Origin of the sequence: Candidatus Hartigia pinicola, assembly GCA_020541205.1 — a bacterium.
GTDB lineage: Bacteria > Pseudomonadota > Gammaproteobacteria > Enterobacterales > Enterobacteriaceae > Hartigia > Hartigia pinicola.
The window spans coordinates 415,261-432,253 of the sequence record CP048208.1 but is presented as its reverse complement, the minus strand read 5'-3'; the positions used below and the strand labels follow the sequence as shown (position 1 = coordinate 432,253).

The following is a 16,993-nucleotide window of genomic DNA, read 5'->3' as shown; positions in this document are numbered from 1 at the left end:
AGTGTTTACGCGTCGTTATTGAACCAGCAAATATTACGCGCAGCCATGATAAGTGCTCCTGCTTTCTGATTATCCAGACCTTCAATATCTATTAGGTCGTCGATACCTTGGTCAGCAAGATCTTCTAATTTACAGATACCATGGGTGGCCAAATTATAAGCTAGAGTATTATCTATACCTTCTAGATTTAATAAAGCTTCTTCTGGCTGATTATAACCTAAACTTCCTTTCTGAGCCAATTCAATTGTAGTAAGAGCAACTTTTGCTCTTTCACTTAGAGCTTTCGCAGTTTTTTCATTAAGAGCATCAATTTCTAAAAGCTCTCTAATAGGCACGTAAGCTAATTCTTCTAACGTTGAAAAACCTTCTGAAACAAGTGTTTTAGCAAACTCTTCATCAATATTAAGATACTTCATAAAAGTATTAATAGCAGCACTTTCTTCTGCCTGATGTTTTGCGTTTAGGTCTTCTTCGGTCATAACGTTCAATTCCCACTTTTGATCACCACGATGTTTTTTTAACAATTGTGCAGCTAAACGAACATTTTGACCATTACGACCAATCGCTTGAGCTAAATTATTACTTTCAACAGCAATATCCATAGTGCATTTATCTTCATCAACTACAATAGATACGACATCAGCTGGAGCCATTGCATTAATAACGAATTGCGCTGGATTATCATCCCACAATACAACATCAATTCTCTCTCCGCCTAATTCACTAGACACTGCTTGAACCCGAGCACCACGCATACCAACACAAGCACCAACTGGATCAATACGTTTGTCATTAGTTTTGACTGCAATTTTAGCGCGAGAACCAGGATCACGAGCGGCTGCTTTAATTTCAATAATCTCTTCACCAATTTCAGGTACTTCAATACGAAAAAGTTCTACTAACATTTCAGGACGAGAACGACTAACAAAAAGCTGTGCGCCACGCACTTCAGAACGAACATCATATAAAACTCCACGAATACGGTCACCTAAACGAAAATTTTCACGTGCTAACATATCTTCACGCAAAATAACAGCTTCTACGTTATTCCCAAGATCTAACGTGATATTTTCACGGTTGACTTTTTTAACTTGAGCAGTAATAATTTCACCTTGCTGTTTTCGAAATTGCTCAACAACCATTGCACGTTCAGCTTCACGAACTTTCTGAACAATGACTTGTTTTGCTGTTTGAGTTGTAATACGATCAAAAACAACAGATTTAATCTGATCTTCAACAAATTCACCTAATTGAAACTTAGGATTTTCATATTGCGCTGCTTCTAATGTAATTTCACGCGTTGGCATTACAACTTTATCAGTAATTAACCAACGACGAAAAGTCTCAAAATCACCTGATTTACGATCAATTTCCACACGAACATCAATCTCTTGCTCAGATTTCTTTTTGGTTGCCGCCGCGAGCGCAGTTTCTAAAGCTTCAACGATTTTTTCACGAGGGAGAGATTTTTCGTTAGAAACTGCTTCTATAATAGCCAGAATTTCTTTATTCATCTTACTTGCCTCATTAAACTTGATTAAAAAGGGGTACCAAGTTAGCTTTCTGGATATTGCCAATGGAAAATATTTCATCCTTGCCATCCACAGTAACTGTTATCATTTCACCTTTGACTTTTTGAATTACTCCTTTCCATCTACGACGGTTCTGCATTATAATACGTAAAGTTAACGACACCTCTTTACCAATAAAATTTTTATAGTGCTCAATAGTAAATAGCGGGCGTTCAAGTCCTGGTGATGATATTTCTAGGGTATACATTGTAGCAATTAAGTCTTCAACATCTAATACTGCACTTACCTGATTACTGACACAAGCGCAATCATTAATATTAATTCCTCTTTCACTATCAATGAAAATTCGCAATGTTGATATACGAGCTCGAATAAATTCTAAACCTACAAACTCAAAACCAAGTGACTGTACCGCTCCTAAAACAATTGCTGTTAATTTTTTATAAAATATCGACAACACAACCCCCAAACATACAAAACTAAATAATTCCAAATTAATACGAATGTTAAATAACATAAAACCCCGAAAGTCGGGGTTTGATAAAACTAGACTCTATTATACCAACGGGCTATAAAGTATTTTATGTATTTAACATCTAAATAAATAAATAAAAAATTCCGATACATAAACCCAATAAGATATGTCAAGTATAAGTCATTTTTTATAATCTAGATTTAAACCGATAATTCTATATTATAAGTCAAATAAATGACTATGCTTTTCTATACCGTAATGAAAAAAATTGATCATATACTAAACAGATAGAACATAAATGATAAGTTATCTAAAATAATGGTGCCGAGGACGGGACTTGAACCCGTACACCTTTTTTAGGCACTACCTCCTCAAGGTAGCGTGTATACCAATTTCACCACCTCGGCACTGAGGTAAGCATAATCATGCTTCTAAAATTAATATTCTTTATTTTTACTACACGAAGATAACTGAATCAGATTTTATTTAAAAGCGCTACACTTAACTAGGAATATCACTTGTTGATGTTTCTAGTGTTAACGGTACATCTGTAAGTTGTTTTACATTTTTCAATTCATTAATATTTTCCCATTTGCTAATAGGATCATATTTATTAGCAGTCATGTTAGTAAGAACTAAGCTAGAAATGAAAAACATAGCAGCGATAATTCCAGTAACACGAGTCATAACATTACTAGAACCTGATGATCCAAACAATGTCGCGGAAGCAGCCGAATTCAATGATATTCCAGCATCCGTACTTTTACCTTGCTGTAACATCACTAAAGTAATCAGACTGATCGCTGAGAGTAAGAACATAACCAAAAAAACTATATACATTTTCAGTGACCTATCTCGTTAGGATGCAGCATATTAATAAAATGATAAGCTTTATTAATTACTAAGCATATATCTTTGAAGCTTAAAATAAATTTAAGATAAATATTATACTCATAATATGGAGCATGGACGAATAATAGCCAAAACTGAAAGTACACGCAAGCCAAATTTTATTTTCTTTATTCATTTTCAAAAAAAGAGTAAATGTCTAATAAGATCTTATTGCATCTCTTATTTTAGTGAGTAACTTTTTAAAAAAATAATTAAAATATTAATTTTTTTCAATCTGCAGACTTAACAATATCAGCAATGTAATTAGCCATTTTTTTTACTTCACTTTTATTTTCACCTTCAACCATGATACGCATTAAATCCTCAGTACCTGATTTACGTAAAAGCACACGACCCTTACTACAGAGTTGTTGTTCAACTTGTTTCTTAGCTGTAATAACAGCTTTATTCTGTAATACATTATGAGAACCAAAACAAGGTACATTAATTAAAATCTGCGGAAGTAATTTTATACTACTACATCGATCATGCAAACTCATTTGATTACGTACCATTGAACTTAGCACTTGCAGTCCAGCAACAATTCCATCTCCTGTAGTAGTTTTATCTAATAAAATAATATGACCAGAGTTTTCAGCTCCTATACGCCAGTTTTTTTTCTGCAATTTTTCCAATATATAACGATCGCCAACTTTTGCACGTTCGAAAGCAATACCTAGTTTTTTTAATGCAATTTCAAGTCCCATATTGCTCATCAAGGTTCCAATAACACCACCTTCCAACTGTCCTTGACACAGTGCTTCACGAGCAATAACATACAAGATTTGGTCGCCATCTATTTTGTTTCCTTGATGATCAACCATAATCAAACGATCACCATCACCGTCAAATGCAAGACCGGCATTTGCTTTTTCTGCAATTACATATTTTTGTAACATATTCACATCTGTTGCGCCACATTTTTCATTAATGTTAATTCCATTTGGCTCACAACCAATAGCAACAACTTCCGCCCCTAATTCACGAAATACATTAGGGGCAATATGATAAGTTGCACCATGGGCACAGTCAATAACCACTTTTAAACCTGAAAGATTTTGCTCACTTGGAAAAGTACTCTTGCAAAATTCAATATAACGACCAGCCGCATCAACAATACGGTTTGCACGACCTAATTCCGCTGATGCAATACATGTAATCGGTTTTTCCATTTCTGCTTCAATGGCTTCTTCTACTTCATCCAGTAATTTTTTGCCATCAATAGAAAAAAACTTAATTCCATTGTAATCATAAGAATTATGAGAAGCTGAGATAACAATCCCTGCTTCCGCTCGAAAAGTACGAGTAAGGTATGCAACGGCAGGCGTTGGCATTGGACCCGTGAAAGAAGCGGAAAGTCCGGCAGCGGCTAAACCCGCCTCTAATGCAGACTCCAACATGTAACCAGAAATACGCGTATCTTTACCAATAATAATATTACGTGAACCATGACGAGCTAAAACTTTACCTGCCGCCCAGCCTAATTTTAAAACAAAATCAGGCATAATGGTACTATCTCCTACTTTGCCACGAATACCATCAGTACCAAAATATTTACGATTACTCATAGACTAACTTTTCCTTTTTTAACAGAGTCATCTGAACAATTTTCATTGCCTGAACAGTTTCGTTAACATCATGAACACGAATAATTTGCGCTCCTTGCATTGCTGCAATCGTAGCACACGCAAGACTACCAGCCATGCGATTTTTCGGTGTAGCATTCAACAATTTTCCAATCATAGATTTACGTGACATACCTGTTAATATAGGTAACTCAAAATCATGAAAGTGTTTTAAATTTGCTAATATTTGGTAATTATGCGATAAATTTTTACCAAAACCAAAACCTGGATCAAGTATTATCTGCTTTTTATTAATTCCTGCATCAACACAGCGCTGAATTTCAGTATTCAGATATTGTTTAATATCATTAATGATATTTCTATCATCAAAATTATTTTGTATAGATTGTGATTGCTCTTTTGTATGCATAATACAGATAGGTAAACCTGTTTGTACTGCAATCTCAAGTGTTCCTTCTCCATGTAACGAACGAATATCATTAATTAAATGCATGCCCACTTTAGCAGCTTCAAACATAACTTCAGATTTTGAAGTATCAACTGAAATCCACACATCGAATCGTTTCGCTATAGCTTCCACCACAGGGATAACACGATCAAGCTCATTGTTAATAGTTACATGAACAAAACCTGGACGAGTTGATTCACCACCAACATCAATAATACTGGCGCCTTCATCAACTATTTTTGCAGCATATTCAATTGCATCATGATAATGATTATGATTGCCACCGTCTGAAAATGAATCAGGAGTAACATTCAAAATCCCCATCACTTTTGGCGTTGTTAAATCAAGTTCACTACCCCTCGAATAAATCTTCATCATTACTTTACCTCAATGTAAAAACCCCAGATCTCTGGGGTTTGTATTTTTACATAAATATCACGATAACTTATTGTGGTTTATTATCGTCTGATTTATCTAATGCATCAGATTCATCATGACTTTTTCTTTGCTCTCCAGAATGAGATTTTTTAACTTTTTGTTCTAGTTTCGATTCGCTCATGTTTTCACCGAAAGCACCCGTTACATAACTAACTTTTTTATTTTTATCCCAACCCACTGGCTCACGCACTGATCGTCTATTCATCAGATCATCAATTTGTGGCATATCAATAGTTTCATATTTTAATAACGCATCTTTACTCGCATGCAGAATATCCATATTATCTACTAAAATAGTAACAGCCATATTATAACAACGATCTAAAATAATTTTAATTTCTTCATCAACAATACGTGCTGTTTCATCAGAAATCCCTAAACCATTTACGGAAGAGCGACCTAAAAATGCAGGAACTTCTTCTTTAGAATATTGCATTGGTCCTAGGCGATCAGAAAAACCCCATTGAGTTACCATATTACGTGCTGTATTGGTTGCAAATTGAATATCAGATGAAGCACCTGTAGTCACTTTTTCACGACCATAAATAAGCTCTTCAGCTATTCGGCCTGCATAAGCAGTTGCAATGATTCCTTCCAATTTTAAACGGCTACGACTAATTTCATCGTTTTCCGGTAAAAAGAATGCAACTCCCAGTGCTTGACCACGAGGAACAATCGTCACTTTATGAACAGGATCATGTTCAGGCATTAAATGACCGATGATCATATGTCCAGCTTCATGATAAGCTGTTGACTCTTTTTGTTCTTCTGTCATCATCAGTGAACGACGCTCTGCACCCATCCAAATTTTATCACGTGCTTTTTCAAATTCAATCATTGAAACAACACGTTTATTAGCACGCGCTGCAAATAATGCGGCTTCGTTAATTAAATTTGCTAACTCCGCTCCAGAAAAACCTGGTGTTGCACGAGCCAAAATAAAAGTATCTACATTTTGGTCTATAGGAACACGGCGCATATGGACTTTTAAGATTTGTTCACGACCACGAATATCTGGTAAATTCACAATAACCTGTCGATCAAAACGTCCAGGACGTAATAAGGCAGGATCAAGAACATCGGCACGATTCGTCGCAGCAATAACAATAATACCTTCATTACCTTCAAATCCATCCATTTCAACTAACATTTGATTTAATGTTTGTTCACGTTCATCATGCCCACCACCTAAACCGGCACCACGTTGTCGACCAACAGCATCAATTTCGTCAATAAAGATAATACAAGGAGCAGATTTTTTTGCTTGCTCAAACATATCACGAACACGTGAAGCGCCAACACCGACAAACATTTCAACGAAGTCAGAACCTGAAATAGTAAAAAAAGGTACTTTAGCTTCACCTGAAATCGCTTTCGCAAGCAAAGTTTTCCCCGTGCCAGGAGGTCCTATCATTAGGACACCTTTAGGTATCTTACCACCGAGTTTTTGAAAACGAGCGGGTTCACGCAAAAACTCTACAATCTCACTCACTTCTTCTTTTGCTTCGTCACAACCAGCAACATCAGCAAACGTTGTTTTAATTTGATCTTTTTTCAGCATACGAGCTTTACTTTTACCAAAAGACATAGCTCCTTTACCGCCACCACCTTGCATTTGACGCATAAAGAAAACCCAAACACCAATCAATAAAAGCATAGGAAACCAAGAAATAAAAATCGATGTTAGTAAACTAGGTTCTTCTGGTGGTTCACCTACCACAATTACATGCTTATTTAGCATAGTATCTAATAATTTTTCGTCCTGCATAGGAAGATAAGTTGTATAACGGCTATTATCAGACTTTCTGACGTTTAACTCACGACCTATGATATGAACCTCGCGTACTTGATCCTGAGATAATTCATTAATAAAAGTAGAATAGTCAATTCTTCGACTATTCGAATCACTTGGGCCAAAACTCTGGAACAAGGACATCAGAACTACTGCGATGACTAACCAGAGAATCAGGTTTTTCGCCATGTCACTCAAGGGATTAACCTCATATTACAACTGTGTTAACAAATAATGCTCAGGGTACTACAATTTTAACCCTGTCGCTACAATGTACACTTCACACGATCGTGCCCGCGAAGATTCAGGTTTACGAACTTTTACTTTCGTAAATAAGGAGCGGAGATCCCTTAGATATTCGTCAAAGCCTTCTCCATGAAACGCTTTAACAATAAAGTTTCCCCCAGGAGCCAACACAGCACGGCACATATCTAATGCTAACTGAATAAGGTGCATCGATTGAGGTACATCGATCTCAGGAATCCCACTCATATTTTGGGCCATATCTGACATGACCACTTGAACTTTTTTATTACTAATCCGTGCTAATAGCGCTATTAATACTTCCTCATCACGAAAATCTCCTTGCAGAAAGTCAACACCAACAATTGGTTTCATAGGTAAAAGATCACATGCAATTACTTGCCCATTATGACCTATTTGATTAACAACATACTGTGACCATCCTCCAGGTACTGCGCCTAAATCAATGACAGTCATATCAGGCTTAAACACTTTATGATATTTCTGAATCTCATCTAATTTAAACCATGCACGTGAACGAAGTTTTTTTTTCTGTGCTTGTTGAACATATGTATCACTAAAATGTTCTTTTAACCAACGACTTGAACTTGCAGAACGTGTTTTGTTAACCATTGAACTTGCCAGTTATTCTAATAAAAATAAATTTATATCTATAATATTTTAAGTTGCTGTTTCTTGTCTAACAGAAACAGTATATCATTCGAATCACATACTTAATCAGTATGCTGCATTAAATAATCAACCCCATATAACTACATATGATGCAAATGATTTTAAATAAATAATACCATTACCTATCATTATCTTAAAGATAGAATTAATAATGATAGATATCAGATAGCGATAAAAAACATTTTTAACACTAAAAAATAAAATTACTCAATATTAATAAAAAATAAATTTAAAACCTATACAGTTTCTTATCATGTGAATCTTGTAGTCATAATAATTAAGAACACATTAAATAAAATATCTTAGATAAATGTACATATTCACTAATATACAATGAACTTATGAAAGTTAACAACACACTTGAAAAACATGATACTAAATACTGGGTACATAATAAGATGATTTATAAAAAGAGCAGATAATTTATAAATTATAGGTACAAGGTTTATGATTTTCGACTTTCAGAAAAATTAAAACATTATTCTGCTTAAATAATAATCGTCTACTTGTATACCATATAATTAAAAAAAATAATTTATGTAAAAGAATAGGCTACACAAAATCCTTTTCTTTTTTTATATCATTTAATAACATTAATAATCCGCATTAATAAAGTTAGATATATTTAACTTGAAGAATTTCAAAATTAATATTACCACCCGGAGTTTGAATAGTAACGATATCCTTATTTTTTTTCCCAATTAAACCACGTGCAATAGGTGAATTAATTGAGATAAGATTCACTTTAATATCAGCTTCATCATCACCAACGATACGGTACGTCAGTTTTTCATTTTTATCAATATTTAGTATACTAACTGTTGAACCAAAAATAATGATCCCATTATTTGATATTTTAGTAATATCAATAATTTGAGCATGTGAGATTTTAAATTCAATTTCTTGAATTCGACCTTCACAAAATCCTTGTTGCTCTCGAGCGGCATGATATTCTGCATTTTCTTTTAGATCACCGTGATCACGTGCTTCTGAAATTAATTCAATAATTTCCTGGCGACGAATAGACTTGAGATAAGAGAGTTCTTCTCGTAGTTTATCTGCACCAAATACCGTCATTGGAATCTGTTTCATTGATAAATGCCTCTGTTTTAATCTTATCTAAAATAAGTATCTTTCTCATTTTGTAACAAAAAACAGAATAAATCTTAATTATTAGCCAAATAATAAATAAACATACATGCTTTATTACAACTAATTTAATTACTAATTATATCATATCACGTAATATTCTAATGGTTTATTCAATATCTTTTAAAGATATAATTATCTATTTATTATTTTAGAATGACAAAAGTCATTAGTGCTAACTGTACTTGAAGTTAAAAAATTAATGTATAAATAACACTTTCAGCAATCAAAAACAGATATATAGCTTAGAACTCAATATGTATGAAGCGTATTGTACAATTCTGTATTTTCTGAAAGTGATTGTTATTAAAACGTCTCCAGAAATTTTCCAGAGATTGATTCTCCAAGAATACCAGAAAATTGCTTTTCAAAACTTGAAAAAGAAAGTATTAAAAATAGAAAAGCCTGCTAGAGAAAGGATTAAAAAGTAATAAACGCATTCAGAATCAGTAATAGTAAGAACACTAATAAAACTTTCATGTTTATTGATTGTTAAATTTTTAAAACCACAGATTCCGCGTATGAAAAGTAAATACAGTTAAAAATTTCAGTCATTAAACGACAAATTAAAGCAAACAGTCAAGGTTTACCTTATACAATTTTAGTAATGATGTGTAATTTTATACATAAAAGCACTTTCATATTTTTAACCTAGACATTAAGGGCATATAAAAATTTATTTATATACCTAAAATTTATAAAAACAATTGTAACACTTGTTAAACATTTTCAGATATTTAGTATTATGTATTAGACTTTATTATTAGAATAGAACAATGTGATGAAAGTCACATAATTTTAATATAATCTCCGGGATATTCTTAAGTCTTGAATCACTGCATATGCAACACCAAAAGCGATGTCATTTAAATACCTGCAAATAATCTCTTTAATATTGATTCTTTTCTATTATTCAGAGAAAATTTTAAACAAACTCTCATTTGCACAGTTAAGAGAATAATTTTTTATTTTTTATATCACACTGTAATATATTGAAAATATCTACTTTCATATATAAAATTTATACTATTATGAATGCTTACTCAAAAACTAAGCATCACTTTAAGTATTAATCTTAACTTTTTAACAGATACCTGAAATTACGTTGATAACTATAAGAAACATTCATCTGATGTTATTAATTGAGCTCTAATGAATCAATAAATAAGAAATGATGTCTCTAGTATTAATCATAATTCGTAATAGATAAAACTTCTATCTAAGATAAAAAAGTCATGACCACTGTCAATATATTGTTGTAACTTGAATTCAATTCATAGATTTGTAACCAATTTTAAACTACAGCCAAACTAAGTAAGAATAGTAATATTTTACTTCTCCTCTTATTATCTGCTATAGATCAGAACACAACACTCACATTCAGTCAGTAAACATATGGTCAAAACACTAAAATAAATTGATTTTCATGAAATTAATGGTGATTTTATGATAAACATTTTATCTTCACTAGTATAGATACAGATCTTGACAGAGTACCTCATGACATGATACAATGCTTTCATTCACTACTGCTATCGAAATCATTGATAGAAACTTCTTTTTCTTTCCCCGCATCCTGAAACAAATTAAATGATTTGGGTAATATCAAAATAATTACTTTTTAGTCAACATTTTTAACAAAGTTAAAATATTAAAACACTTCTTCTGAACAACATTATTCTCAACCTGATATTATCCATAATTAACAAAATCGTTATATACTCACGTATTACTTCATTTAAAGCAGTGAACTTGTACTACTCTAATTTCAGTAAAATATAGTACAAGCTATATTAACGTTATGATTAAATATCAACCAAAAAATTCGTATATCAATAAAAATTCTCAATTTCAAGTGCTTATTGAAAACTAAATTTCAGCTTTGTATGTTCTACATAAAAAATATGTTAAAAAATTAATTAATATGGTATCTGATTCTATCTTTCACACCATCAGAAGATCATAATGGCTTTCCCAAATATACTATACAAAACTACGATTGGTATGCGAGAGAAATTCAAGTAAAAGCTTGATTAATTTAAATAAAATTTTTGATAAATGATAGCTTTTAATTATCACAACACAATCTAATTACTCCTGAAACTTTGATTAAAATTTTAAAATTTATTAAAACAATGATTAAAAATCAATTGTATTTTCATTCTTCCGCTGACAGAGAAAAATAACAGATTACTTTATTTTGGTGATGTGAATAAAGCTAGTAGAATGGAAAAATTTCTGAAATAAGTACAGACAAGGTGTATATAATCGTATTAATTTCATAACTTTTATTAATGGTTAATAATTTGTATTCATTTAATATACTTCAACCTATACCGTTTTTCAAGCCAACAAAATTCATAAATCTTTTCTAATATACTTTAAAAATCATTCATATAAATAGCTTTATCAAAAAAATAATACTGTAATTGATTTACTAAATAAAAGAGACGTAGACTTTAAAAAAATAATTGATTTTATAATTTTATTATACGTAAATGATTTAAATTGCATATTTGTACACCTCTAAATTCATAGTAAATTATGTCATTAAAATAAAAAAACTCCGACTGCATACCTTAATACTTAACAACTTAAAATACACAGTATATAGAGAAATGTACGTTACTCTTCTAGACTGTTTAAATACTTTTGTCATAGTCTTCATCAAATGATTGTTAATATCTTCTACGCTGTCTAATTATTTTGTATGGGAGTCATTCCAGATTAACTCATTGTGTGTAGATTGCTTTCTATTTTCCAAAGTAATCATTTCGTATTTCTGGCTTTCTATAAACTTCATAATATCCCAGCATAATTCTTTCACGCCTTGATTGTTCACTGCAGAGATCATGTAATATCTGTCTTTCCAATCCACTGCTTTTATAATTTTAGCAGCACGTTGCGTAGATTCTGTTAAGGATAAAATATCAATTTTATTAAAAACTAACCAGCGTGGTTTTTCTGCTAGTTTATTGTTATATTTTTCAAGTTCACTAATAATGATCTTTGTATTTTCAATAGCATCCAGCTCATCACATGGATAAAGATCAATTAGATGTAAGAGCATGTAGCAACGTTCTAAATGCTTCAAAAAACAAATTCCTAAACCAGCACCTTCAGAAGCGCCTTTAATAAGACCAGGAATGTCAGAAACTACAAAACTTTTCTCATTATCGAGATGTACAACACCTAAACTTGGTACTAAAGTTGTAAACGGATAGTTTGCTACTTTAGACTTTGAAGCTGAAACAGAGCAAATAAAGGTAGATTTACCTGAATTAGGTAAACCTACTACCCCAACATCAGCCAGTAATATCAACTCAAGTATTAGTTGACGTGTTTCACCTAGTGTACCCATCGTACTTTGACGTGGTGCACGATTAATTGAAGATTTAAATCGCGCATTACCTAAACCATGAAAACCGCCTTTAGCGATCATAGTCCGCTCTCCATGATAAGTCAATTCTGTAACTATTTCTTTAGTAATAAGATCACGTGCACGAGTTACTACAGGCACTTTAATCGTAATATTTTGACCTCGTTTACCGGTGCAATCTCGACTTCGCCCATTTTGACCACGCTCCGCACGAAAGGTTTTCTCAAAACAATAATCAATTAATGTGTTAAGATTTTCATCTGCTTCTAAATAGACATCGCCACCATTGCCGCCATCACCACCGTCAGGCCCTCCTTTTGGAATGTATTTTTCACGACGGAAGCTCACACAACCATTTCCACCGTCTCCTGCTACTACTAATATTTTAGCTTGATCTATAAATTTCATAATTTTTTCATATTATAATAGCCATTATCGTGCTAAATAGTTTTTTTTGACAGAAAGATAAAATACTTTAAATATTAAAAGCCCTGAAAAAAGTTTTTTTGTAAGGCTTTTAATTATAATAAAAATCAGACAGCTTATTCAGTTTCAATACTGATAAATTTACGATTATTTCGACCTTTAATTTCAAATTTAACTTTGCCATCTACTAAAGCAGAGAGCGTATGATCACGACCACAATTTACATTGTGACCTGCGTGAAATTTAGTGCCACGTTGACGAACAATAATACTACCTGCTAATACAGTCTCACCACCAAAACATTTTATACCTAAACGTTTTGCCTCTGAATCTCGACCGTTACGAGTCGAGCCCCCAGCTTTTTTATGCGCCATTAATATACTCTCCCCTTAACACTCTTGAGTGATGGAAAAAATCTTAACATCAGTAAACCACTGACGATGACCATTTTGTTTAAGACTGTGTTTACGACGACGGAATTTAATGATTTTAATTTTATCATGACGACCGTGCGAAACTACTTCTGCTTGTACCTTAACATCTTCAATAATAGGTGTACCAATTTTAGTCTTATCATTATCAGACAATATTAAAACTTGTTCAAATTCAATAAATTGACCTGTTTTAATATTGAGTTTTTCTAGCCGGACAGTTTGCCCTTCAGTAACTCGATATTGTTTACCACCACTTTTAAAAACTGCATACATAATCACTCCAATGTCTACACACTAACGAAATAGTTGAATTTTAAAGCGTGCTATAAAATATTTATAAATCAAACATTCATTTTACGTAAAAAACATTAAAATACAAACATATCAATTCAACTAGATAATTAGCATTAAACTTTCACCAATTGCTTAATTCTCTCATCAAGAAATTATCGATGCACTATTAAGTAGTGTTTAATTTCAAGATTTTGTATTATAAGTAATTTTATTAAATTTTATTAAAATATTTTTAATAGTAATTGTTTTATTTACACTCTACAATGATAAAATTTTAAATTTCTTCTATTCATCAAAAAATATTTTAATAAATTGCATCAATATTACTTAGAATACAAAAATAGACTTCTTAGGAAATCGATATATGTGAATTTGTGTGATAAGTTACCATATGTATCTAAAAACACTTTTTCGTAAGACATGCTCTACAATGATGATTTCAGAAAAATTACCGTACATTACTATTTTGACTATTACACATCAAACAGTCAGGACGAGAGTCAAACCTGCTAAAATCTCTTATGATAATTAATACGAAAAATGTGAATAATACAAAAATTAGGTGAATAATGAAATGATTATACAGTTTTACACTATCTCCTCTATTCAAGGAAATATCGCGTATATTTTTAAGTTCATTATATAATATTTTAGGAATAAGGCAAGCTATCACGAATAGAAAAATCTTTAATTTATTAAGCCCCGTTCAATACATTATTTAAATCCATAAAATATATTAGCAAATAACTGCAAGATGCTTGAAAAAAAATTTAGATACTATGTACTTTTCTATTAAACAAAATTATTACGACAGAAAATATAATAAACTCCAGACTTTCAATGCACTTAATAAGTGTACTTCATACAGCATAACAGAATTTAGCTAAATAAATTTTTCCGAATATAAAAGTGTAAAATTATTCCAATAACATTTTACACCTTAAGAGTGTAAGATTTTCATCTAAAAAATCGATCAAAAATGATCAGAAGACTCTATAATATTCTATTTGTGTCTCTAGATAAAAGACAAGGATCTATATTATAGATTAATAAACTACCTTTAAACTTTTATCAATAATTTTAGAATTTAGATAAACCAATTAAACTTCAGTGAATTACTTATCCAGCTAATATTTATAATAGTGATAAAAACTAATACAGTTGTTTTTCAAATGACTAAATATACTGTAGTTATATTCTTTTAAATACTTTTATTATCTTAAAAGTAATAAGTTTTTAAATTAATTAGTACACTTTCTATTGCTTTCAATAAAATATATTCAATTCTTTTAAAATAAACTGTGCAAACTCACAAATGCAAAACATTCAAGATACGTAACTTTTTATTTCATAAACAGTACTATAGAACTTGAGTATTTGGTTTCAATAACTTATTTCTACGTTTTTAATACTCTTCATCAATGTATTATGTTACAATTCGTAAAACTCATACCTATAATCTAACAGAGAAATAACAGAACAGAAACACTAAAACATTTAATAATAACTGAAATGTCAGCCTCAGACATATTTTACTTTTCATCTACTATATCAAAAGCATTAAAAATCAGAGTTTATACCACTTGACTTAAAACAGATAATTTGTATTATAGGTAATTAGTTTCTTTAATAATTATGAAGCCATCAATATAAATGATATTAACTTAATCAGCAATGATACTAATCATTGCGTAAAAATAAATTATAATATTTTTTTGAGTTCAACGTTTGAAAGTGTTTGCTTTGACATGAAACACAGCTCAATATTTCACATCTAACTTTAGAAATACCAGTAAAATTATAAAACACCTAAACATTTTGAATATAATGTCGTACTTTACCAGAAAATTAACAACTTTAAATCGATAAAATATAGCTAAGCTTTTTTATAACTCTAGAATTTAGCGAAATTATATCATATAGAAAGTTCTAAACTAGCTAAGCATGAGTTGTTTAAAATAAAATACAGCTAATTAAATAATTTAAAACTATTTCTTAAACTATTACTACTATAATAAAACTCATTACTACTCTTTAAAAGTATATATATTTATTTTAACATATGTTTAGCTACATTGATGAAGATAGTTTTTTTGTTAATTTTATGTATTGTAAATAAAGTTTTCATTTATTAATTATATTATTATTTTTTAAAATTAAGTGTATTAATATTCAATATTAGATATTTTTTACTATTAAAAATCTTTTTTTATTAAGAAATCAATATAAACTTATATAGTACATAAAATTATATTAATTCTTTATTCTGAACGTAAGTTTGCACTTTAAAAATAAACTACTAATTATGCAAATTTTTATTATTATGACTTAGCGTAAAATTTAATAATAAAACTATCCAGTAAAAAACTTATGGATTGATAATATATTATAAAAGCTTAATTAATTACTTTAACATTTTCGCCCTCATGACATTGCATAAAAACTAAAAGCCATCAGTCTCTTAAATTATAATCTTCATATATTTTCATAAAAAAATTTTGCTTATATATTTATATATAACATAAATGATTGTAATATAGATAAAATACTCCAACTAATTTTTATTGTAAAAAAATATATAAAAATATATATCAATGAATTCTTTTCCTAAGATAATTCGTCAAAAGTGCATAACACATTTTAATAAAATAAAATTATTTAAGTTTGTAACACTACTGAAAAAAGAAAATGCTAATTCTAAAATAATTATTGTTTTTTATAAAATATATTTCAAGCATATAAAGCAATCAAATATTTTCAAAATTCTAACTAAATAAACAACTATTCTAATATGCAATGCTAAAATTAAAATAGTCCTATTGCTAATTAATGTAACTAGTGCTTTCTATGAACACTCATCCATCAAAAATAAAAAATATTGTATTAAATGTTAATTATCATTTTTTATTATAACAATGAAAATAAAAAAATAAGCAAGTATAATATATAATACATTTTCTACACTAATGACATGCCATCAAAGATGATTTTAGATAATATTCCATATAATACTATAATATTTTAATAAAAATCTTTATAACCAAAGAATTTTATAAGAACATATTATCATCTTATTAAATAAGAGCCATCGTTATGTTTTGATGATTAATCTGTAGTTTTCTAGTTATTTTTTATGTACTATTTTTTATGTATCTATAAAACAAGATAAAAGACAACTGAGTTGTCATATACTCCATAATAAATCACTTGTGA

Annotated in this window: 10 protein-coding genes, 1 tRNA gene and 1 pseudogene; all 12 read right to left on the bottom strand. The window is 30.5% G+C overall.

Features of this window, described 5'->3' with window-relative positions:
• Positions 1-5: 5 nt before the first annotated feature.
• The 12 genes and pseudogenes from nusA to rplU all read right to left on the bottom strand — a co-directional run bounded on the left by nusA (position 6) and on the right by rplU (position 13,759).
• Entirely contained in the window at positions 6-1,514 is a 1,509-nt protein-coding gene (gene nusA, locus GFV14_RS00910) for a transcription termination factor NusA (RefSeq protein WP_457914471.1), read from the bottom strand.
• 13 nt (positions 1,515-1,527) lie between these two features.
• Positions 1,528-1,989, bottom strand: a complete 462-nt coding sequence (gene rimP, locus GFV14_RS00905; RefSeq protein ID WP_457914661.1) for a ribosome maturation factor RimP — start codon at positions 1,987-1,989, stop codon at positions 1,528-1,530.
• 337 nt (positions 1,990-2,326) lie between these two features.
• Positions 2,327-2,414 (bottom strand) — tRNA-Leu (locus tag GFV14_RS00900).
• A 94-nt stretch (positions 2,415-2,508) separates the two neighbouring features.
• Positions 2,509-2,847: a preprotein translocase subunit SecG gene (gene secG, locus GFV14_RS00895; RefSeq protein ID WP_457914470.1), complete on the bottom strand. Its 339-nt coding sequence runs from the start codon at positions 2,845-2,847 to the stop codon at positions 2,509-2,511.
• Between the two features lie 281 nt (positions 2,848-3,128).
• The gene (gene glmM / locus GFV14_RS00890) at positions 3,129-4,466 is read right to left on the bottom strand and encodes a phosphoglucosamine mutase (protein ID WP_457914469.1); all 1,338 of its coding nucleotides are present in this window, start codon (positions 4,464-4,466) and stop codon (positions 3,129-3,131) included.
• The gene (gene folP, locus GFV14_RS00885) at positions 4,459-5,307 is read right to left on the bottom strand and encodes a dihydropteroate synthase (RefSeq protein WP_457914660.1); all 849 of its coding nucleotides are present in this window, start codon (positions 5,305-5,307) and stop codon (positions 4,459-4,461) included. The genes glmM and folP overlap by 8 nt, the downstream gene beginning before the upstream one ends.
• Positions 5,308-5,377: 70 nt before the next feature.
• The gene (gene ftsH / locus GFV14_RS00880) at positions 5,378-7,351 is read right to left on the bottom strand and encodes an ATP-dependent zinc metalloprotease FtsH (protein ID WP_457914468.1); all 1,974 of its coding nucleotides are present in this window, start codon (positions 7,349-7,351) and stop codon (positions 5,378-5,380) included.
• Between the two features lie 57 nt (positions 7,352-7,408).
• On the bottom strand, positions 7,409-8,038 hold the full coding sequence (rlmE, locus tag GFV14_RS00875) for a 23S rRNA (uridine(2552)-2'-O)-methyltransferase RlmE (RefSeq protein WP_457914467.1): 630 nt from the start codon (positions 8,036-8,038) through the stop codon (positions 7,409-7,411).
• A 675-nt stretch (positions 8,039-8,713) separates the two neighbouring features.
• A complete protein-coding gene (gene greA, locus GFV14_RS00870; RefSeq protein ID WP_457914466.1) occupies positions 8,714-9,190 on the bottom strand; it encodes a transcription elongation factor GreA in 477 nt (158 codons plus the stop codon).
• Between the two features lie 2,767 nt (positions 9,191-11,957).
• A pseudogene (cgtA, locus tag GFV14_RS00865) lies at positions 11,958-13,034 on the bottom strand (Obg family GTPase CgtA); the annotation flags it as partial.
• 134 nt (positions 13,035-13,168) lie between these two features.
• Entirely contained in the window at positions 13,169-13,426 is a 258-nt protein-coding gene (gene rpmA, locus GFV14_RS00860) for a 50S ribosomal protein L27 (protein WP_457914465.1), read from the bottom strand.
• A gap of 15 nt (positions 13,427-13,441) precedes the next feature.
• Complete coding sequence (rplU, locus tag GFV14_RS00855; RefSeq protein WP_457914464.1) at positions 13,442-13,759, bottom strand: 50S ribosomal protein L21; 318 nt, start codon at positions 13,757-13,759, stop codon at positions 13,442-13,444.
• Between the last annotated feature and the right edge of the window lie 3,234 nt (positions 13,760-16,993).